16 protein-coding genes and 1 pseudogene are annotated in these 19,456 nt (G+C 70.4%); 8 read left to right on the plus strand and 9 right to left on the minus strand.

All coding sequences use genetic code 11. The annotated features are described in order from the left end of the window. Nucleotides 1–42: 42 nt before the first annotated feature. The 8 genes and pseudogenes from RB614_RS37005 to RB614_RS44485 all read left to right on the plus strand — a co-directional run bounded on the left by RB614_RS37005 (nucleotide 43) and on the right by RB614_RS44485 (nucleotide 6,645). Entirely contained in the window at nucleotides 43–1,449 is a 1,407-nt protein-coding gene (locus RB614_RS37005; RefSeq protein ID WP_308717364.1) for an ABC transporter substrate-binding protein, read from the plus strand. 19 nt (nucleotides 1,450–1,468) lie between these two features. Next, on the plus strand, nucleotides 1,469–2,476 hold the full coding sequence (locus tag RB614_RS37010) for an ABC transporter permease (protein ID WP_308717365.1): 1,008 nt from the start codon (nucleotides 1,469–1,471) through the stop codon (nucleotides 2,474–2,476). A 10-nt stretch (nucleotides 2,477–2,486) separates the two neighbouring features. Beyond that, entirely contained in the window at nucleotides 2,487–3,368 is an 882-nt protein-coding gene (locus RB614_RS37015) for an ABC transporter permease (protein ID WP_308717366.1), read from the plus strand. Then, entirely contained in the window at nucleotides 3,365–4,375 is a 1,011-nt protein-coding gene (locus RB614_RS37020; protein WP_308717367.1) for an ABC transporter ATP-binding protein, read from the plus strand. The genes RB614_RS37015 and RB614_RS37020 overlap by 4 nt, the downstream gene beginning before the upstream one ends. Beyond that, complete coding sequence (locus RB614_RS37025; protein WP_308717368.1) at nucleotides 4,372–5,490, plus strand: ABC transporter ATP-binding protein; 1,119 nt, start codon at nucleotides 4,372–4,374, stop codon at nucleotides 5,488–5,490. The genes RB614_RS37020 and RB614_RS37025 overlap by 4 nt, the downstream gene beginning before the upstream one ends. Before the next feature lie 15 nt (nucleotides 5,491–5,505). Further along, nucleotides 5,506–5,898 carry a RidA family protein gene (locus RB614_RS37030; RefSeq protein WP_308717369.1) on the plus strand — a complete coding sequence of 131 codons (393 nt, stop codon included), beginning with the start codon at nucleotides 5,506–5,508 and terminating at the stop codon, nucleotides 5,896–5,898. A 1-nt stretch (nucleotide 5,899) separates the two neighbouring features. Continuing rightward, nucleotides 5,900–6,277, plus strand: a pseudogene (locus tag RB614_RS44480) (bile acid:sodium symporter); the annotation flags it as partial. Then, the gene (locus tag RB614_RS44485; RefSeq protein ID WP_428983184.1) at nucleotides 6,199–6,645 is read left to right on the plus strand and encodes a bile acid:sodium symporter; all 447 of its coding nucleotides are present in this window, start codon (nucleotides 6,199–6,201) and stop codon (nucleotides 6,643–6,645) included. The pseudogene RB614_RS44480 and the gene RB614_RS44485, both read left to right, overlap by 79 nt. 132 nt (nucleotides 6,646–6,777) lie before the next feature. On the opposite strand, the gene RB614_RS44490 is transcribed toward RB614_RS44485, so the two are convergent. The 9 genes from RB614_RS44490 to RB614_RS37085 form a co-directional block, all read right to left on the minus strand. Then, nucleotides 6,778–7,119, minus strand: a complete 342-nt coding sequence (locus RB614_RS44490; RefSeq protein ID WP_428983186.1) for a hypothetical protein — start codon at nucleotides 7,117–7,119, stop codon at nucleotides 6,778–6,780. A 61-nt stretch (nucleotides 7,120–7,180) separates the two neighbouring features. Further along, on the minus strand, nucleotides 7,181–9,397 hold the full coding sequence (locus RB614_RS37050; RefSeq protein ID WP_308717370.1) for a choice-of-anchor L domain-containing protein: 2,217 nt from the start codon (nucleotides 9,395–9,397) through the stop codon (nucleotides 7,181–7,183). Nucleotides 9,398–10,218: 821 nt separating this feature from the next. After that, entirely contained in the window at nucleotides 10,219–11,196 is a 978-nt protein-coding gene (locus tag RB614_RS37055) for an oligopeptide/dipeptide ABC transporter ATP-binding protein (protein ID WP_308717371.1), read from the minus strand. Then, complete coding sequence (locus RB614_RS37060) at nucleotides 11,193–12,194, minus strand: ABC transporter ATP-binding protein (RefSeq protein WP_308717372.1); 1,002 nt, start codon at nucleotides 12,192–12,194, stop codon at nucleotides 11,193–11,195. The genes RB614_RS37055 and RB614_RS37060 overlap by 4 nt, the downstream gene beginning before the upstream one ends. Before the next feature lie 22 nt (nucleotides 12,195–12,216). Continuing rightward, nucleotides 12,217–13,170 (minus strand): ABC transporter permease, encoded by a 954-nt coding sequence (locus tag RB614_RS37065; RefSeq protein ID WP_308717373.1) that lies wholly within the window; start codon nucleotides 13,168–13,170, stop codon nucleotides 12,217–12,219. A 13-nt stretch (nucleotides 13,171–13,183) separates the two neighbouring features. After that, on the minus strand, nucleotides 13,184–14,149 hold the full coding sequence (locus RB614_RS37070; RefSeq protein ID WP_308717374.1) for an ABC transporter permease: 966 nt from the start codon (nucleotides 14,147–14,149) through the stop codon (nucleotides 13,184–13,186). Between the two features lie 18 nt (nucleotides 14,150–14,167). Further along, nucleotides 14,168–15,874: a hydantoinase B/oxoprolinase family protein gene (locus RB614_RS37075; protein ID WP_308717375.1), complete on the minus strand. Its 1,707-nt coding sequence runs from the start codon at nucleotides 15,872–15,874 to the stop codon at nucleotides 14,168–14,170. After that, nucleotides 15,871–17,871 (minus strand): hydantoinase/oxoprolinase family protein, encoded by a 2,001-nt coding sequence (locus RB614_RS37080; RefSeq protein ID WP_308717376.1) that lies wholly within the window; start codon nucleotides 17,869–17,871, stop codon nucleotides 15,871–15,873. The genes RB614_RS37075 and RB614_RS37080 overlap by 4 nt, the downstream gene beginning before the upstream one ends. Nucleotides 17,872–17,892: 21 nt before the next feature. Continuing rightward, nucleotides 17,893–19,428 carry an ABC transporter substrate-binding protein gene (locus tag RB614_RS37085; RefSeq protein WP_308717377.1) on the minus strand — a complete coding sequence of 512 codons (1,536 nt, stop codon included), beginning with the start codon at nucleotides 19,426–19,428 and terminating at the stop codon, nucleotides 17,893–17,895. Nucleotides 19,429–19,456: the final 28 nt, after the last annotated feature.

Here is a 19,456-nt window from a genome sequence, read left to right on the forward strand (position 1 = left end):
GGCGGCGGCCAGGGACCCGCGGGACGTACCTCCGGAGACCTGGTGGTCGCCGTCGCCACCGAGCCGTCCACCCTGGACCCACAGCTCGTCAACGACCGCAGTTCCCGGATCGTGACCGACAACGTCTTCGAGACCCTGCTGGTCCGGGACGGTTCCGCGCAGATCCAGCCGAAGCTGGCCGACAGCTACGAGCGGGTGGACGACACCACCTGGCGGTTCGTCCTGCACCCGGGCGTCACGTTCCACGACGGCAGCCCGTTGGACGCCGACGCGGTGGTGTTCAGCATCGAACGCATCATCGACCCGGAATTCGACACCCAGCGCACCTCGTACACCGAGGGCATCGCGGGCGCCAAGAAGGTCGACGACCGGACCGTCGACATCCTCACCGACGGCAAGAACCCGGTGCTGCCGGCCGAGATGACCAGCATCCCGATGGTGTCCCCCGCTTCGGCGCAGCAGCAGTCCTTCGGTCACGAGGTGGTCGTCGGCACCGGACCGTACACGTTCAAGAGCTGGCAGCGTGGCCGGGAGATCCAGCTTGAGCGCCACGACGGGTACTGGGCCGAGAAGCCCTCGATCCCCGCCTTCACCGTCCGGGTGGTGCCGGACGCGCAGACCGCCCTGTCCGCGCTCCAGGCCGGTGAGGTCGACCTCGTCTTCGACCTCTTCCCCGAGCAGTCCGCACTCGCCCCGCAGGTCAAGGAGGTCCAGGCCAGCGACTTCAGCTACGTCGCGTTCAACACCTACAAGAAGGAGCTGTCCGACCCGCGGGTACGGCGGGCGATGAACCTCGCCGTCGACAAGGAGAGCCTGGCCAAGACGATCTACCAGGGCCACGCCTCGCCGAACCAGGCACAGCACCTGGCCAAGGGGATGCTCGGCTTCAGCCCCGGCCTCGCCCCGTTCCCGTACGACCCGGAGCAGGCCAAGAGGCTGCTCGCGGAGGCCGGCTACCCGGACGGGTTCGACCTCGAACTGCACGTTCCGATCGGCCGGTACAGCAAGGGCGAGGAGAGCGCCGACTTCGTCGCCGCGGCCCTCGACGCTGTGGGTGTCCACACCAAGGTGGTCAAGCACGACTGGAACGACTACCGCACCCTCGGCCGGGTCAAGGGCACCGAACAGGACGCCTTCGACCTGAAGTACGGCTGGAACTCCAACGAGTGGTTCGACGCGGCCCGGATCAAGTCGCACATCACCTGCGAGGGCGCGTCGAGCAAGTTCTGCAACAAGTCCGTGGACCAGCTTGTCGACGCCGGTGCCAACACCTTCGACCAGGCCGATCGCCAGCGCGACTACGAGCAGATGTGGGCCACGCTGCATGACGACCCGTACTCGATCTACCTGCTCCAGCAGCACTACATCTTCGGCACCAGCAAGCGCCTGGTCTGGGATCCCCGGCCAGACGACGCGTACTTCGTCTCGACCATGAAGCTGACGAGCTGAGCGGCGAGGGGCGTCCGACGTGACGAGCACCCAGCAAGCGGCCCCGGCACCCGCGGCTGCGCCGGGGCCCGCCCCCCGCACGCGGCGATCCCGCACCCGTTCCTCGCTCGGCCGGCTCGTGCTGTCCCGGCTGCGCGACGCGGTGATCGTCCAGTTCCTGGTGGTCGTGACGATCTTCGTCATCGGCTTCTACGTCGGCGACCCGGTCACCGCCTTCGCCCCACCGGACGCGACCGAGGAACAGCTGGCGCAGCTGCGCCACTCGCTCGGGCTGGACCAGCCGTTCTGGGTGCAGTTCGCCCGGTACCTGGAAAACCTCATCCAGCTCGACGTCGGCACCTCCGTCTGGCAGCAGCGGCCCGCCATGGACGCGGTCTGGGAGGTGATCGGCAACACGGTGCTGCTCGCCGTGCTCGGCGCCATCGCCGCCGCGATCTTCGGCGTCGTCGGGGGTGTCCTGGCCGGTACCCGGCCCGGCTCCCTCACCGACCGGGTCATCAACCTGATCGCCGTGGTGTCGCTGTCGGTGGCGAGCTTCTGGATCGGCCTGCTCCTGATCATCATCTTCGCGGTCCGGCTGGACCTCGTGCCGACCTCCGGCTTGTACGAGTGGCGCTCGCTGATCCTGCCGGTCGCCACGCTCGGGTTCATCCACGGCGGCCGGATCTGCCAGGTGACCCGCTCGGTGGTGCTCGACGAGATGTCCAAGCCGTACGTCCTGGTGGCTCGCAGCCGGGGACTGCCGTGGCGCCGGCTGGTCGCCAGGCACATCCTGCGCAACGTCGCGGCCACCGTGCTGACCACCGCCGGGTGGGAGTTCGCCCGGATGTTCGGCGGCTCGATCTACCCCATCGAGGTGGTTTTCGCCTGGCCGGGACTGGGGCCGCTGATGACCACCGCGGCACACCGGCACGACTTCGCGATCGTGGAGGCCGCCGTCCTGATCACCGGAGCGCTGGTGATCCTGGTGAACCTCGTCGTCGACGTCGCCAGCCACCTGCTCGACCGTCGGCTTCGGCCGCAGTGAGGCGGTAACCATGGACCAGACCCCTGCCCCACCGGCGGATCCTGTACCGGCCCGCCGCACGCCCCGTCTCCGCCGCAACCCGCTGCGGGGACGCCTCTGGGTCCTCTGGGTGGCCGTGCTCGGCGTCATCGCGCTGTGGGCGGTTGCCGGCAACCTTCTCGCCCCGATGGACCCCTACGCCCAACTGCCCGCGGTCCGGCTGCTCCCCCCGCTGGCCCGCACCGAGGCCGGGCTGCACCTGCTGGGCACCGACGCCCTGGGCCGCGACCTGTTCTCGCAGATCGTCGTCGCGTCCCGGCTCACCCTGCTCATCGGCACCTGCGCCACCCTCATCGGCCTCGCGGTCGGAGCGGTCGTCGGGATCTGCGCGGGCTACTTCGGCGGGTGGATCGACCGCGTCGCGATGCGGCTCACCGAGGCGCAGACCGCCATGCCGATGTTCCTGTTCGCCATCCTGCTCATGGCGGTCGCCGGCCCGTCGGTGGCGAACCTGATCGCCCTGCTACCCACGTTCATCTGGCCCACGGTCGCCCGGGTGATCCGCGCGGAGACCCTCCGCCTGCGCACGGAGCCCTTCGTGGTCGGCGCCATCGCGCTCGGCGCCAACAGGCGCCAGGTCGTGTTCAACCATCTGCTGCCCAACCTGACGCCCCGGCTGGCTGTCCTGTTCGTCATCGACGTGGGGCAGATCGTGCTTGCCGAGGCGGGCCTCAGCTTTCTCGGCGCCGGGGTGCAGGAACCGGACCTCACCTGGGGAGTGCTGATCGCCGAGGGACGGCCGTACCTGGCCGTGGCGTGGTGGTTGACCGTCATGCCCGGGCTGGCCCTCGCCGCGGCGGTCCTGTCGGTGAGCATGCTCTCCCGCGAGATGGAACGGAGATCCCAGACGTGACCTCCCCACGGCTACTCGAGGTGGACAACCTCACCGTCTGCTTCTCCACGTCCCGCGGTGAGGTGTACGGCACCGACGATGTGTCGTTCAGCCTCGACCACGGCGAGACGCTCGGCGTGGTCGGCGAGAGCGGCAGCGGCAAGTCGGTCACCGCCACCTCGCTGATCGGGGTGCATCCACCGCTGACCCGGGTCCGCACCACCGGCTCGGCCAAGCTGGAGGGGCGGGACCTGCTCACCATGTCGGAGCAGGAACTCCGGGCCGTCCGCGGCGCCGAGATCGGGTACGTCTTCCAGGACCCGCTGACCGCGCTGAACCCGTCGCTGACCGTCGGACACCACCTGGTGGAAACGATGCTGGTGCACACCGACATGAACCGATCGGCGGCCCGGCGGCGCGCGGCGGAGCTGCTCGACCTCGTCGGCATCCCCAACTCCGCCGGCGCGCTGGACAGCTACCCGGACCAGTTCAGCGGCGGCATGCGGCAGCGGGTCCTGGTCGCCCTGGCCATCTCCTGCCGGCCCAAGCTGCTGATCGCCGACGAAGCCACCACCGCACTCGACCCGACCGTGCAGAGCCAGATCCTGGCCCTGCTGCGGTCGCTCTGCCGGGAGCTCAGCATGGCCATGATCATGATCACCCATGATTTCGGGGTGATCGCCGCGACCTGCGACCGGGTTCAGGTGATGTACGCCGGCCGCATCGTCGAACGCGGCCCCGTCGCCGACGTGCTGGCACATCCCGGACACCCGTACACCGCCGGCCTGCTCCGGCTGGCCCCGCGCTTCGAGCTCAACCACCACCACCGGCTGCACCCCATTCCCGGACGGGCACCCACGGTCATCCGGCCGCAGCCCGGCTGCCGGTTCGCCCCCCGATGCGAACTCGCCGACGACCGCTGCGAGCGGGAGGTACCGCCGCTGTCGGCGGACGCGGCACACACCCACGCCTGCTGGCGCAGCTCGGCGGAGCTGGCCGCGTTCACCGAGGACAGGACGGCAGAATGACCCGGACCACGCACCAACCGACCGACCAGGAGCCGGCCGGCCTCGACAACCGCGCCGCCCGGCCCGCCGGCCGCCGCCCGGCTCCCACCCGCAAGCGCCAGGACCGTCCCGATCCGGTCCTACGGGTACGCGACCTCGTGGTCCGGCATAGCGCCAGCACCGGCGCCGAGTTGACCGCCGTCGACGGCATCGACCTGGAGGTACGCGCCGGTGAGACGCTCGGCCTGGTCGGCGAGAGCGGATGCGGCAAGTCGAGCCTGGCCAACGCCGTCCTGCGGCTGATCCCCACAGCCGGCGGCAGCATCTGCTTCGACGGCACCGAACTAGTCGGCCGGTCACCCGCGCAGATGCGCGACATCCGCCGGGACCTCCAGGTGGTCTTCCAGGACCCCCGCAGCTCGCTGGACCCCCGGATGCGCCTCGGCGCCATCGTCACCGAGGCGCTGCGCCTGCACGGCCTGAACAACCGACGAGAACGCCGGAGGATCGCCCTGCAACGCCTCGCCGAGGTGGGGATCGACCCGGCACTGGCCCACCGCCGGCCGGCCCAGCTCTCCGGCGGCCAGCAGCAACGGGTGGCGCTGGCCCGGGCCCTGGTCACCCAGCCCCGCCTCGTCGTCCTCGACGAACCGGTGTCCGCGCTGGACGTCTCGGTGCAGGCCCAGGTGATCAACCTGCTCCAGGACATGCAGCGGACGTACGGCACCGCGTACCTGTTCATCGCACACAACCTGGCCGTGGTCCGGCATCTCAGCCACCGGGTGGCGGTGATGTACCTCGGCAAGATCGTCGAGCAGGCACCCGCGCACAACCTCTTCAGACGGCCGGTCCACCCGTACACCAAGGCCCTGATCGCCTCCGTGCTGCCCCCGAGACCGGACGCGCGAGCCCGGTTGGAGGCGGTACGCCGGCTCGCCCCCGGAGAGGTACCGAGCCTGGCCGCCGTGCCAAGCGGCTGCCGCTACCACACCCGCTGCCCGTTCGCCGACACCACCTGCAAAGCGGTCGAGCCGACGCTCGTCCGGATCGAGGGCGACCACGCCGGCGGCCACCGGGTCGCCTGCCACCACTGGGAGCGGGTCCAGGCCGCCGCGCCGCAGGTGCAGGCCAGGTAACCGGAGGAAGCCGCGATGACCGAGCGATACCGCCGCGAGGCGGTCCAGACCACCGACGCCCCCACCCCCACCGGACCCTTCAACCAGGCAATCCGGATCGGGCCACTGATCTTCACCGCCGGCCAGGCCGGCCGCGACCGGGACACCGGCACCATGGGCGACCTCGCCGAACAGACCGAGTGGGCGCTACGCAACCTCGACGGCATCCTCCGGGCGGCCGGTTCCACCCTCACGCAGGCCGTCAAGCTCACCATCTACCTGCGCGACGACCAGGACACGGCGGCGTTGAACGAGGTCTACCGCCACTGGTTCAGCGACCCCCTGCCCGCCCGCAGCCTGGTCCAGGTCAGCCGGCTGAAAGGACCAGAGATGCTGGTCGAGATCGAGGCGGTCGCCGTAACGACCTGACATGGACCGCCGCTCAGCGGATCTCGCTTGCCAACCGCCATCGGCCGGCCCCCAGGTCGCCGCCGCCACCATCGGCGGATGGGCCACCACAGCCGCCGTCGCCCTACTGTTCTACCTCTACGGCGCCCGGATCTCACCACGCGAAGCCCGGGCCGGCGCCTCGCACTGGCGGCTGCACCTCGCCGTACTGCTGACCACCATCGCGCTCTTTCCAGCGTTCGGGTTGCTGCTTGCGCTACTGCCCTCGACGGTGCTCGATCCCCAGCTCCAGCACGGCCTGCTGGTCCTCTGCGCCGCGCCATCCACCGTGCAGAGCGCGATCGCGCTCACCTCGATCGCCGGCGGCAACGTACCGGCCGCCATCTTCAGCGCCTCGTTCTCCAGCGTCGCCGGCATCGTGCTGACCCCGCTGCTGGTCAGCGCGACGATGAACGGTGTCGGCGACGCCCGCCTCAACCGCCACGGCATTCGCCGACATCGCGGTACGGCTCCTGCTGCCGTTCCTCGCCGGCCAACTGCTACAGCCAAGGCTCGGCGAGCGGCTCGACCAAGAGCGCGGCCGCCGGCCTGCCCATGGCCACCGTCCTGTTCTCCGGCACCATCGCCAGCCTCCTCGTCCTGCCGCTCATCATCTTCCACCAACTCCAACTCGTCACCGGCACCATCCTCGCCCGCCACTGGGCGAGCAAACACCAAGCAAGACCCGGTGACGACCCCAGACCAGAAGCACAGCCGTCACCCGCATAGCGGCCGGCTCGAGAACCCGGCGAGAAAGCGTCGGCCACGATGGTGCGTCCCGTCCGCCGTCCAAAGAGGACGAGTTCGTGGCACGCACCGGGCAGGAACGAGCGTCGACATGGCTACGTCGCCTGGACCCGCTCAACCGGATCGTCGAAGCGGATGGTGGACGATGAGGCCGACGGCTAACAGCGGCTCGCCGCCGTGCTCGGCCGCGCCCACCTGGTCGGCGATGAGAAAGGCCGCCGGTCTACGACCTGCAGGAGGCGGCCCGCCTACCACGCCGAACTCGACCGCCTGATCGCGCTGTTCGGCGCCGACAGCGTCGCGGTGGAGTTGGTCGACCACAGCGACCCGGGCGACCGGGATCGTAACGACGCGCTCGCCGACCTCGCGGCCACCGCGCGGGTACGGTGTGGTGACGGACAGCGTGCACCGCCACGCTCCGCGGCGGCGGAGGTTGGCGACCGTCGTGGCCGCCATGCGGGCCCGTTCCAGCCTCGACGACCTGGACCCGTACTACTGGTACTGCCGGGCGGGAGGCTCATTCGTCCGGTTCGACGAACCGGTAGCGGTGACGCCGGTTGATCAGGACGATCGTGACCACCGCGGCCGATCCGATCACGACGAGGCCGGCGGCCGTGCCGAGCATTGGTGTCAGGACCGCACCGGACACTGGCAGGACGGTCCAGATCTTCGTGGCGGTGGCCGTCGCCTCACCGGGTCCGCACAGCCGGTCCCCGTTTTCGTCCTGGCAGACGGTGATGGTGTCGGTGCCGGCGTTCCTGCCCCGGTAGGTGAAGGTGGCCGTCCCGGACTCGTCGGTCCTCGCCCGGCCCGCGACCGTGCTCTCGCCGCCGGCCGTGTTGGCGCCGCCGGCGGCGAAGATGACGTTGGCCTGGGACACCGGATCGCCCGCCTCGGTGGTCAGCGTCGCGGTCACGGTGTGGTCGTCCCCGACCATGTTCGTCGCGGTCGGTGGGGTCAGCTCCAGCGTGGTGGCCACCCAGGTTTTGGTGGCGGTGACGGTCTGCTCGCCCGGATCGCACTGGCCGTTTCCGGTCGCGTCGAAGCATGCGGTGATCGTGTCGGTGCCCGGCTCGGTGCCCGTGTAGGCGAGCTCCGCCTCGCCGCTGTCCGCGGTGAGTGCCTCACCGTCCCTCGGGTTGGCACCCGTCACGACGAACACGATCTCGCCGTTCTGGACCCGTGTCGGCCCACCGTTTCCGGTGAGGGTGGCGATCTCCGTATGGTTGACACCGACGGGGTTGGTGTCGTCGAGCGGGGTGATGGTCAGCCCGGGGCCGGCCATGACCCAGGTCTTGGTCGCCGTGTCGCGCACCTCGCCGGCGTCGCACAGGGTGTTGCCGTTCGCGTCGAAGCAGGCGATGATCTCGTCGGCCCCGACACCGTTGCCGGTGTACGTGAAGGCGGCCTCGCCCGCGGCGTCGGTGTCGACAGCCGTGGGTTGGATGTCCGCGTTCGCCCCCGCGACGGTGAACACGATCGAGCCGTCCTCGATCGGGTCCCCGGCGCCGTCGACAACACTCGCGATCACGGTGTGCGTCTGACCCACCACGTTGGTCGCGTCCGGCGGCGTGAGGGTGAGCTCGGGCGGCGCCGTCTCCCAGGTCTTGAGCACCGTCGAGACGGGTTCGTCCGGCGGGTCGCAGCCCCCATTTCCGTTGACATCGAAGCAGGCCGTGATCGAGTCCTGCCCGACGTTGCCGCCGGTGTAGGTGAAGGTCGCTTCGCCGCCGGCACCGGTGGTCACCGTGCCGGTCGTGGGATTCGCGCCCGCCACGGTGAAGATGACGTTGCCGCCGTCGACGGGAGCACCGGTGTCGGCGTCGGCGAGCGTCGCGGTGACCGTGTGCGCGTCGCCGGGCGGGTTAACCGCGAACGGCGGGGTCAGCCCAAGGTTGAACGACCGCACTACCGATCCTTCGGGACAGTCTTCGGGCGTGGCAGCGAAGGTCAGCGCGAGGTTGTCCACGAACGCGGCCGAGTCGTAGACGGTGTCTCCCTGGTCGAAGATTGACAGGAACAGCGAATGGGGGCCGGGACTGACCAGCGTGCCGGCGGTGAGCAGTGGCGTGGCCCCGTCGTACGCGGTGTCCGCGGCGAACTGTGGCTGCATCGTGGTCGCGCCCGTCGTGTTGATCGTGACCGGCGCCCCGGTGGGGTCGAACGCGAAGTTGTTCGGCGCGCTGATGGTGCTGCCGGACGTGGTCCAGGTCGAGCTGTCCAACTCAGCTATGAAGGCGTCGTTGTACGGCGAGCCGACGTACTCCGGAAACTCGTCCGAGAGGAACTTGAAGTCGAAGTGGACGCAGTTGAGCACGGTCGGCACGACGAAGTCGATGCGCAGGACGGTGACGTCGAAGTCCGTATCACCGCGCACGTTGGGGCCCTGATCGTCCACGCTGGCGAAGTTGCCCTGCGGAGGCTGTCCGGCCAGGTTCGCGTCACCGGTGGTGAGGATGGCATAGGTGTCGCCGTCGGTCGGAAACCCGGCCAGGGGTGAATCACCGATGGCGTGCGGCATACCGATCGGCGGGACCGTGACGAAGGCGGCCCCGGTCGGTGTCACGCCCGGCGACACGATGGCCTCGGTCAGCACCACCGGGTCCGCCGTGGTAATCACCGCAGCCGCTGCCGGCATCGCGGTCGCGATCACGATGCCCACCGCCGCCCCGGCCGCGGCGAGCACCCGCACCCGGCGGCGCCCCCACGTGCCTGCTGCGAGACGAACGCCCATGCACGGCCAAACGATGCATCGCGCGCAGTGGTTACGACAGCAGGCAACGTTCTCGCCCTCGTCGCGGGTACGCCACGATCTCCGGTAGACCCGCTCGGTCTTGAACGTGGACCAGAAGTTCTCCACCAACACGCTGTCGTACTGTCCCCTGTGGACTCATCGAGGCGAGGATTCCGTTGTCGGACAGGCGAATGCTGAACCGAAACGGCGTGTGTTCGATCCCCTGTCGGCGAGGTGCCGTTGGTGAGGCCCCCTTTCCGTCGGCCTCTTCCCGAACCGTGCTGGCCGCTTTCGCGACACACGGCCTTTGCCAGCGGACATGAGAACTGGCTCTTGGCGATGATCTTGTGATGGGCTGTCGCGGCGGCGCCTTGTCCTTTGTGGACTGTGATAGCTGATCGCGGTGCGATCTTGCCGGTCTTGCTGTTCTGCTGCCGCACCTGGGGGATGCGGGTCGGCCGGGACACCCTGTTGGGACTGCTGCGCCGGCTGCCCGAGCCGGACGTCGGGCAGGTCACCGTGCTTGGGGTCGACTTATCCCGATCCTGTGGTTATCCCGATGCTGTTCTGGGTGGTCTGTGGAGTTGATGGTGGCGCCCTGGTTCAGGGGATCCAAAGCGCCACCGTTGGCGGGACAATCACAGGCTTTCCAGGAAGGCGAGCAGTGTAGGTGGGGCGGTAGCGGCCCGGTTTGATGGATGGTGGTGTGGTGCGTGCGAGAGCTCGTTCTTTGATGGTCATGTCGGCGTGGAGGTAGAGCTGGGTTGAGCTGGTCATGTGCCTGGGGCCGCCTACGGGGAGCAGAGCGGATTTTTTAGTGGTCAGGAGTCCGCGCCAATCTCGTCGAGGCGGTGGCAGGCTGCCTGGCTGGTTCCGGCCGGTCGTAGCAGCGGGACGCTGCCACAGACGTCGGCCGTGTGCGGGCAGCGCGGCCGGAACGCGCAGCCGTCGACCTGGCTGGCGGCTCTGGGCACCTCGCCGACCGGAACCGGAGCCGCGTCGGCGTTGACCAGTGGTCCGGACGCGCTGGCCGAGGCCACGAGCATCCGGGTGTAGGGGTGCCGGGGGCGGTTGAACACCTCTTCCGTCGGGCCATACTCGACGATGCGGCCGAGGTACATGACCGCCATCCGGTGGCTGAGGTGCCGGGCGATGTCGATCTCGTGCGTGATGATCATGCAGGTGAGGTCGAACGAGCGCTGAACGTCGAGCAGCAGGTTCATGATGCGCGCCTTGGTCGTGAGGTCGACGCTCGACGTCGGCTCGTCGAGCAGCAGCACGGACGGCTCGATGGCGAGCGCCCGCGCGACCACCACCCGCTGCAGTTCGCCGACGCTCATCCCGACCGGAAGACGCGGCAGGTAGTCGGCCGACAGCCCGACCCGCTCCAACAGGGTAGCGGCCCGCCGTTCCTGCTCCGCCGTGTCGGCGCCGATGCGGTGCACTCGCAGGGGTTGGGTCAGCGCGTGGCGGATGGACCGGCTTCGGTTCAGCGAGGAGAGCGGGTTCTGCGGCACGAGCTGGACGGCCCGCCGGTGCCGGCGCAGCGCGCGCCGCTGGCTGATGTCGGTGTCGCCGACGAAGATGTGCCCGGCGGATGCCTGGTAGATGCCCGCGATCGTCCGCACCAGCGTCGACTTGCCGCAGCCGCTCTCCCCCACCAGGGCCAGGGTCTGGCCCGGCTCGATGGTCAGCGAGACGTCGTCGACCGCGTGCACGGCCGCCGTCCGCCCGGTCCGCCAGGAGCCGCGACCGTGGAACGTCTTGGACAGGCCCTCGACCCGCAGCCGCTGGCTCATCGGTCCTCCCCGAGGTCGCTGGGCGTGCCGCCGCCGGCCGGATAGCGATGGCAGGCCACCTGGCCGCCGGCGGCCGGCAGCAGCTCGGGTGTGTTCTCGTGGCAGACCTCGACGGCGATCGCGCAACGTGGGGCGAACGAGCAGCCGCGGCGGTCCTCCGGCAGGCTGGACACGCTCCCGGCCAGCACCGGCATCGGCTCGAGCGGGGTGTGCCGGCCGGGGATCGAGTCGAGGAGCGCGCGGGTGTAGGGGTGCCGCGGCTCGTCGAAGATGGATCGGACGTCGCCCTCCTCGACGATGTCGCCGGCGTACATCACGTAGACCCGGTCGCAGAGCTGCGCGACCGACCGCAGGTCGTGGCTGACGAACACGATGGCCAGTCCCAGCTCGTCGCGCAGGTCGCGCAGCAGCCGCAGGATCTGCGCGGCCACGGTCGGGTCGAGCGTGGTCGTCGGCTCGTCGGCGAACAGCAGCCGCGGGCGGGCGCCGACGGCGGCGATCGCGATCAGCAGCCGCTGGAGCTGGCCGCCGGAGAACTGGTGCGGATAGTTGTCCAGTCGACCGGTGACGCCGCCGAGGCCGACCCGGTGCAGCAGGTCGGCGATCGTCGCGTCGGACCGCGCCGGATCCTCGGACCGGTGGTGCCTCAACAGCCGCCGGATCTGCCGGCGGACCCGCGTCACCGGGCTGAGCGAGGTCATCGGCCGCTGCGGCACCAGACCGATCTCGCGGCCGCGGACGGAGCGCAGCACCGCCTCGCCGGCCGTCCGCAGGTCGACCCCGTCGAAGAGCAGTCGGCCCGAGACCACCTCGGCGTTCGGCGGGAGCAGACCGAGCACCGACATCAGCGCCGTGCTCTTGCCGCTGCCCGACTCGCCGACGATGCCCACCACCTCACCGGCGTGGACGACGAACGACGCGTCCCGCACCGCGGTGCGGGTGCGGCCCTGCCGGCGGTAGGTCGTCCGCAGGGAGTCGACCTCCAGCAACGGTTCCATGCGCGCTTTCTCCGTTCCTGGCTCAGTCGCGAAGCTGGGGGGACAGCCGGTCGGTCAATGCGTCGCCGACGAGGTTGAGGCCGACGATCACGATCATCAGCACCGCTCCCGGCAGCACCGAGTACCACCAGGCCCCGTGGAGCACATAGTTGCGGGCATCGTGCAAGAGGTTGCCGAGCGTGGGGTCGGGGGCCTGGACTCCCAGACCGAGGAAGCTCAGCGCCGCCTCCGCGAAGATCGCCACCGCCATCCAGAGGAACGCCTGCACGAGCACGGGCGGCAGCACGTTGATGGAGATCTCGCCGAAGATGATCCGGAACCGGGATACCCCGATGACCCGCAGCGAGTCGGCGTAGTCCTCCTCCCGTTCGACCATCGTCGCCGCCCGGGCCACCCGGGCGAACTTCGGCAGCGTCGTGATCGCGATGACGATGACCACCTGGACCTCGACCGGTGTCGGAACGCCGAGGATGGTGCCGCCACTGCCCCGGCTGAGGCCGAGGAAGACGACGCCAAGGATGAACAGCGGCAGCGCCATGATGACGTCGAGGCACCGCATGATCAGTTCGTCGATCCAGGTGCGGGCGAAGTAGCCGGCCACCATCCCGAGCGGCATGGCCACCGCCAGGCCCAGCACGACACTGGCCAGGGCGACCGCCAGCGACAGCCGGGCGCCGGCCGCCGTCCGGGCGAAGATGTCGCGGCCGAGCTGGTCGGTGCCGAACAGGTGCTCCGCGCCGGGTGGCGCGAGAATATCGTCGCCCTGAGCCAGCGGGTCGCCGCCGACGAAGAGGCCGACGACGACCACGGCCAGATAGACGACGATGAGGAGCAGGCCGATCCGCGACGACCAGGTCGCGACGACCGCCTGGCCGAAAGAGCGCAGCCCGGCCAGCCGCGGTCGGGGTACCGCCGCGGTCGTCTCGACCGGCGGCGGGACCATCGCCGGGGCGGGCGACGTCGACGTCGATGCCATGGCCGCGTCCTTCCTAGAGATCCCGGACCGAGACCCGCTGGCGGTAGAGCTCCCGAACCCTCGGGTTGATCACCGCGTACAGCAGGTCGACGACGAGGTTCAGCACGACGCAGAACAGCGCGATGAACAGGGTGCAGCCGATCGCCAGCGGGAAGTCCTGCTTCTCGAACGAGTCGATCATCAGCTGGCCGATCCCGGGGATGGTGAACACGACCTCCACGATCACCGTGCCGCCGATCAGGTAGGCCAGCGCCAATCCGATGACGGTCGCCGTCGGGATGATCGCGTTCGGGAGCGCCACCTGCCCATTGACCTCCCGCGGCGACAGCGACATGGCCCGCGCGAACATCACGTAGTCGCGCCCGAGCGCGTCCAACATCGACACCCGCAGGGTCCGCGCGATCATCGCCACATACGGCAGGGCGAGGACGAGCACCGGCAGGATCATGTGCTGGACGTTGCCCCACGGGTCCTCGGTCAGCGGCACCCAGCCGCCGGTCGGCACGATCCCCGGCAGGTAGAGCCCGAACAGGAACAACAACAGCAGGGCGAGCCAGAAGCCGGGGATGGAGAAGCTGACCAGCGTGCCGACCCGGACCGCCGTGTCCAGCTTCGACCCGTACCGGGCGCCGGCCAGCCGGCCGAGCGCGATACCGATCGGTGTCGCCACGATCAGGGCCACGATCGCCAGTTCGAGGGTCGCCGGGGCGCGCTCCACCACCTCGGTCAGCACGTCGCGGCCGGTGAAGATGGACTGACCGAGGTCGCCGGTGATGGCGTTGGACAGGTAGGTCAAGTACCGCTCCGGCAACGACCCGTCCAGCCCCATCAGGGTGCGGATGGCGGCGACATCCTCCTCGGTTGCGTCCGCGCCAGCGTAAATGCGGGCCGGATCGCCGGGAGCGAAGTCCACCAGTACGAACACCAGGGTGGCCACCGCCAGGAGCACGACGAACGAGCCGATCACCCGTCGGACCACGTATCCCGCCATCGACGGCTACCCCTCGTCCGATGGATCGCGCCGGTCGTACACGGCCCGGGTCCGGGCCGAGGTGATGTATCCGTCGCCCAGGTCGGCCGCGATGGCCGCCGGGTGGCGCCGCCGGGGGTCGCCCCAGCCGCCCCCGCCGGGCGAACACAGCGTCACCGCGTCGCCCGGACCGAGCCGCACGTGTCGCACCTTCCCACCGTCGACCCGCTCCCGCCGTCCGGCCACGTCCAGATGCACCGTCAACGTCCGGGCCGCGGTGCCGCCGTACACGCCGAAGGGCGCGAACCGGGCCCGATCACCGATCAGGCTGATCGACACGGACGGGTCGAGGGATGTGATCTGGTAGGTGTTACCCAGGCCCCCGCGGAACTGCCCGTCGCCGGCCGAGTCGGGGGTCAGCTCGATCCGCTCGAACCGTACGGGGAACCGCCGTTCCATCATCTCGACGGACGGGTACTTCGCCGTGCCGTGCGGCGGCGGCGCGTTGACCAGCCCGTCGTCGTCGGGCAGCGCCCCCATGCCGCCGGCTGCCGGCAGCGGGATCGCCACTGGACGGCCGTCCCGACCGACCGCGGCCAGCGACATCACCGCCGACGTCCCGAACCAGTCGGCCGGCACCCGGTCGGGCACGCACGTGCCGAGGGCGCCCAGCACCACGGTGATCACCCGGGAGGCGCAGTCGAGGTAGCCGCCGACCGGAGCGGGCCGGCTGGCGTTGAGGAAGGTGTGGTCGCCGACGACGAACGTGATCGGTTCCAGTGCTCCCCCGTTGACCGGCACGTCCGGGAACATGTGCTTGATCGCGATGAACGCGGCCGCCGCCGTCGTGTCGCGACCAAGGTTCATCGGGCCGCGGGCCGGCGGCGCCGAACCGGTGAAGTCGAACGTCATCGTGTCGCCGGCGATCCGCAGGGCGAGCCGCAGCAGCATAGGCCCGCCGCCGGCGCCGTCGTCGTCGAGGTGGTCCTCGAACGTGTACTCGCCGTCGGGCAGCCCGGCGATGATCTCCCGCATCCGCCCGGCCGCGCGCGCCCGAAGCTCGGTCACGGCGGCCGTGATGGTCGCGGCGCCGAACCGGGCCACCAGCACGTCCAGACGACGCCGGCCGACCCGAAGCGCGTTGAGCATCGCCTCCAGGTCAGCCTGCTGCTGCCGGGGGGAGCGGATGTTCTCGAAGATCAGCGCGGCGACGTCCGGACACGCCTTTCCAGCGCGGTAGAGCAGCACCGGTGGGATCCGCAGGCCCTCCGCGTAGCACTCGGTGGCGTCCGGCACGACCGAACCCGGCAGGCTTCCCCCGACGTCGAGCCAGTGCCCGCTCGTGGCCAGCCAGCAGAACAGGTCGCCGTCGACGAAGTAGGGGGCGATCAGCTTGACGTCCGGGGCGTGGGTGCCGCCAGCGTACGGGTCGTTGACGATGTAGACGTCGCCGTCGCGCAGCTCGCTCATCCGCCCGCCCTCGCGCAGCAGGCGGACGGTGTGGCCGACGGCGTACCCCATGCCGGAGACGAAGATCGGCATGCTCTCCGGCCCCTGGGCGATCGTCGCGCCGTCGGCCGCGTCGTAGAGGCCGGACGCCCGGTCGTCCATCTCGGAGATGACCGGCGAGAACGCCGAGCGGACCAGAGTGGTGTCCATCTCGGTGGCGACCTGCTGGAGCGCGGCGCGCAGCACGGCAAGCGTGGTCGCGTCCAGCTCGGCGCCGGCCGTCACGCACCCTCCCGGATGAGCAGGTTGAACTCGGCGTCGACCTCGGCGACGTAGCCGGCTTCGAGGTGGACCGTGGCGTCGTCGGCGACCAGCAGCAGCGGTCCGACCAGCCGCTCGCCCGGCGCGAGGTCCCCGCGGTGGCGGACCCCGCCGGCCCCGCCGTCGGCGCGGGGCCCCCGCCCGGCGCCGGCAACCGGACCGCTGAGGTCGGCGTCGCCGTGGTGGGCGACGAGCGTCGAGCGCAGCGTGACGATCTCGACCACGGCGTCGGCCAGCGTACGGCCGTACCGCCGCTCGTACGCCTGCCGGTACCGCTTCTCCACACCCGCCCGGTCGATCGGCCGATCGAGCGGGACCCGCAGGTGGTGGCTCTGTCCGCGGTAGCGCAGGTCGCCTTCCACGACGATCTCGACGTCATCGACCGCGATGCCCGGCTGCTCCGACAGCCGCTCGCGCAACGCCGCCTCCTGCTCGTCCAGCATCCGGTGCAGCGCCGCCGCCGTGGCGACGTCATCCAGGTCAGCTGCGGCCGCCGGCCACGAGCGGCTGCTCTCGTAGCGCAGGTCGGCCACGGCACAGCCGAGCGCACTGACCAGCCCCGGGTGCCGCGGGACGAGGGCGGCCCGCATGCCGGTCTCGCGGAGCAGGGCGCACGCGTGCAGCCCGCCACCGCCACCGAACGAGACGAGGGTGAACTCGCGCGGATCGTGGCCCCGGGCGGTGAGCACCGACCGAATCGCGTTGGCCATCGTGGTGGTGGCCACCGCCAGGATCCCGCGCGCCGCCACCGGCACCGGGATACCCAACGGCTCGGCCACGGAGCGCACGGCGGCCGCCGCGAGGTCGGGGTCCAGCCGGCTCTGCCGGCCGGTGCCGAACCGGGCGTCCGGGTCGATGTGGCCCAGCAGCAGCGCGGCGTCGGTGACGGTGGGCGCGGTTCCGCCCTGGCCGTAGCAGGCGGGGCCCGGGTCGGCGCCGGCCGAGTCCGGCCCGACGGTCAGCACACCGAGCTCGTCGACACGCGCGATACTGCCGCCGCCGGCACCAACCGCAACAACGTCCAGAGTGGACATGACGAGCGGGAGCCGGAAGCCGAGGCTCGCATCGTTGACGTAGCGCGGCCGGCCGTCGACCACGACCGACACGTCGGCGCTGGTGCCGCCGATGTCACAGGTGACGATGTTGCTCAGCCCGGCGCGGCGGCCGATCTCGGCCGCCGCGACGACGCCGGCGACCGGGCCAGAGCGAGCGACCCCGATCGCCAGGTCGCGGGTCTGCTCGATCGACGCGACCCCGCCGCTGGACTGCATGACGAGCACGGGGCCCGCGTGGCCCAGGTCGGACAGCCGACCGACCAGCCGCCCCAGGTAGGCGCTGACCACCGGCTGGAGGTACCCGTTGGCCGCCGCCGTAGCGAACCGGACGAACTCGCCGGCCTCCGCGTAGAGGTCGGCCGAGCCGGTCACGTACCGCGGCTCGGGCCAAAACTCCCGCAGCGCCGCGATCGCCTGGCGCTCGTGGCACGGGTTGACGTCGGAGTGCAGGAAGCACACCGCAACCGCGGCGACGCCGGCCGACAGCAGCTGCCGGCCGGCGTCCCTGACCTCGTCGAGGTCGAGCGCCTCGACCACGGTGCCGTCGTACGCCAGGCGCTCGCCGACCTCGATCCGGTCACGACGGGCCACGATCGGCCGGTGAGCGCCGGCGAAACCGTAGATGTGCGGCCGGTCCCGCCGTCCCATCTCGACCACGTCGCGGAAGCCGCGGGTCGTGATGACGCCGCAGCGCGCGCCGGTCCGCGCGAGGATCGCGTTCGTCGCGACCGTGGTGCTGTGCACGAGAAGGGTCCGCGCGTCCTGCCCGGTGCGGATCTGGTCGATCGCGGCCGCGATGGCCCGCGACGGATCGTCCGGTGTGGACGGCACCTTCGCCACGCCGACGGGCCGGCCGTTCTCGACGAGGACGGCGTCGGTGAAGGTGCCCCCGACGTCGACTCCCATGACACGCGTCATACCCTCGCCCTAGGCCGCGACGGTGGCCTTCGACAAGTCGAAGGCGTTGAAGCGGTAGGCAGCCGGGTCAAGACCGGTGAGCTCCTTGCGGTGCCCGATAAGGAACAGCGGATAGACGGGCGGGATGTAGGCCGCTTTTGTGGCGAGCATGTCGCTCCACTGCGCGTAGAGCTTGACCCGCTCGGTCGGATCGGTGGCGACCTCGGCACGCTTGGCGATCGCGGTCGACTCCTCGTCGATGAACGAGGTGGAGTTGGACGCGCTGTCGGCCATGAGGGAGCCGACGCTGCCGTCGATGCTGCGCCCCTGTCCGGTGCCGGCCATCTCGAAGGCAATCTTGAAGCCCCACGGACCGCCCTTCGCGGTCGTGGAGAGCCAGTCGCCCTGCTGCAGGAACTGGAGCTCGGCGTTGAGCCCGACCGCGGCCCAGTCGGCCTTGAGCACGGCGCCGACATCCCGCAGCACACTGTCATCCTGCGCTACCCAGGTGAAGGTGACCTCGCGTCCGGAGTACCCGGCCGCGGCGAGCAGCGACCGGACCCGGTCGAGATCGGGCTCCTCGCCGTAGACCTTCGTCGTGTACTCCCAGCCCTCGTGGCCGGGGCCGACCGGGCCCTGCCCGATCTCGGCCCGGCCGCCGAACACCACGTCACGCATCCGCTTGCGGTTGATAGCGAAGGCGAGTGCCTGCCGGACGCGCTCGTCCTTGAGGACCGGGTGCGCACAGTTGGGACGCATCGTAATGAGCACCGGCGCCGCGGCCTCGGCCAGCACGAGGTTCGAGTCGGACGCGATGCGGGTAGCGTCCACGGTGGACACCGCCGGGTAGACGCTCGAGGTGCCCTGGGTCAGGTTGACCATGCGGGCGCCGGACTCCGGCACGATCCGGAACGTGATCGTGGAGATGTTCGGCGTACCGTCCCGGTACTCGGCGTTGGCGGCCAGCTTGATCTGCACGCCGGGCTGGTGCGACTCGAGTTTGTAGGGGCCCGTGCCCATCATCGCGTCGTCGCGGTCGAGGAAGTCCCGGTGGATGATCGGGATGAGTGCGAGCTTGAGCGGCAACAGCCCCCACGGGTTCTTGAACGTGAACCGCACCGTGGTGGCGTCGACCGCCTCGACGCTGGCCAGCGGCCGCAGGTGGAAGATCCAGACCTTGCCCTGCTTGTTGCCGGCGTTGATGGTGGCGGCGACGTCCTCGGCAGTCAACTCGTCGCCGTTGTGGAACTTGACGCCGGTACGGATCTTCACCTCCGTGGTCAACTCGTCGACGACCGTCGGCTGGCCATCCGCGAGCCGCGGGATCAGGTTGGTCGAGTTGGGGTCGATGTCGTAGAGCCGTTCCTGGACGTGCCGGTTGACCCACGAGATGTACTGGTTGTTGATGGTCAACCCGTTGAGCGTGGACGGCTCAAGCGCCATGTCCACAGTGGCCACGCCTGGCGTCGAGGAGGACGCACCGCTCCCGCCCGAGCATCCCCCGAGCGCCAGCGCGCCCAGCGCCAGTCCGCCGGCGCCGCCCTTGAGGAGGCCGCGGCGGGTCACCCGATAGTGACCGGCATCCCGTATGAGG

Source organism: Phytohabitans maris (assembly GCF_031085175.1).
Classification (GTDB): domain Bacteria; phylum Actinomycetota; class Actinomycetes; order Mycobacteriales; family Micromonosporaceae; genus Phytohabitans; species Phytohabitans maris.

What these genes read in the sequence shown, in the direction of transcription:
- RB614_RS37015 (WP_308717366.1), top strand. Translation starts at nt 2,487, where the DNA reads ATGGACCAGACCCCTGCCCCACCGGCGGATCCTGTACCGGCCCGCCGC.
- RB614_RS37025 (WP_308717368.1), top strand. Translation starts at nt 4,372, where the DNA reads ATGACCCGGACCACGCACCAACCGACCGACCAGGAGCCGGCCGGCCTC.
- RB614_RS37030 (WP_308717369.1), top strand. Translation starts at nt 5,506, where the DNA reads ATGACCGAGCGATACCGCCGCGAGGCGGTCCAGACCACCGACGCCCCC.
- RB614_RS44490 (WP_428983186.1), bottom strand. Translation starts at nt 7,119, where the DNA reads ATGGCGGCCACGACGGTCGCCAACCTCCGCCGCCGCGGAGCGTGGCGG.
- RB614_RS37050 (WP_308717370.1), bottom strand. Translation starts at nt 9,397, where the DNA reads ATGGGCGTTCGTCTCGCAGCAGGCACGTGGGGGCGCCGCCGGGTGCGG.
- RB614_RS37055 (WP_308717371.1), bottom strand. Translation starts at nt 11,196, where the DNA reads ATGAGCCAGCGGCTGCGGGTCGAGGGCCTGTCCAAGACGTTCCACGGT.
- RB614_RS37060 (WP_308717372.1), bottom strand. Translation starts at nt 12,194, where the DNA reads ATGGAACCGTTGCTGGAGGTCGACTCCCTGCGGACGACCTACCGCCGG.
- RB614_RS37065 (WP_308717373.1), bottom strand. Translation starts at nt 13,170, where the DNA reads ATGGCATCGACGTCGACGTCGCCCGCCCCGGCGATGGTCCCGCCGCCG.
- RB614_RS37080 (WP_308717376.1), bottom strand. Translation starts at nt 17,871, where the DNA reads ATGGGAGTCGACGTCGGGGGCACCTTCACCGACGCCGTCCTCGTCGAG.